This window comes from Billgrantia saliphila, from assembly GCF_002930105.1.
Classification (GTDB): domain Bacteria; phylum Pseudomonadota; class Gammaproteobacteria; order Pseudomonadales; family Halomonadaceae; genus Halomonas; species Halomonas saliphila.
The window spans coordinates 1-620 of record NZ_PJRN01000045.1 but is presented as its reverse complement, the minus strand read 5'-3'; the positions used below and the strand labels follow the sequence as shown (position 1 = coordinate 620).

At 53.5% G+C, this 620-nt stretch carries 1 tRNA gene and 1 rRNA gene; both read right to left on the bottom strand.

Annotated features, from left to right (window positions below):
* Positions 1-191 (bottom strand): 23S ribosomal RNA (locus CYJ07_RS20195); the annotation flags it as partial.
* Between the two features lie 213 nt (positions 192-404).
* A tRNA-Ala gene (locus CYJ07_RS20190) sits at positions 405-480 on the bottom strand.
* Positions 481-620: the final 140 nt, after the last annotated feature.

The window sequence follows — 620 nt, the reverse complement described above, 5'->3', positions numbered from 1 at the left end:
TCCCCCGGTTCGCCTCCCAACACCTATGGATTCAGTGTGGGATACCCAGCTTGTGCTGGGTGGGTTTCCCCATTCGGAAATGCCCGGGTCACAGGTTGTTTGCCACCTCACCGAGCCTTATCGCAGGCTACAACGTCCTTCATCGCCTCTGGCTGCCAAGGCATCCACCGTATGCGCTTAATCGCTTGACCATATAACCCGAAAGGGTCTGGTCCGCGATTACGTACGACAATTGCCGGATACGCTTGAGACGTATCACTTTTGCTCTTTCCTTGCGGAAAGAACGTGTCAGCATGATTCACATTGTTAAAGAGCAGACTGTCAATCGACAGTCATAAACCCGACATCGCACGGCGCGACGATGGCTTATGACTGCAGATCCGATCAGGAAGACTGTGAGGAAGTGGTGGAGCCAAGCGGGATCGAACCGCTGACCTCCTGCGTGCAAGGCAGGCGCTCTCCCAGCTGAGCTATGGCCCCTCCTGTCATTTCGGCGCGATGATACTTCGCGAAATGAAATTTGTGTGAAACAAGGCGAAAGACGACGACGTATAGCCTGCTATACGAGGAGTCTTTCAACGACGTGTCACGCAAATTTGGTGGGTCTGGGCAGATTTGAA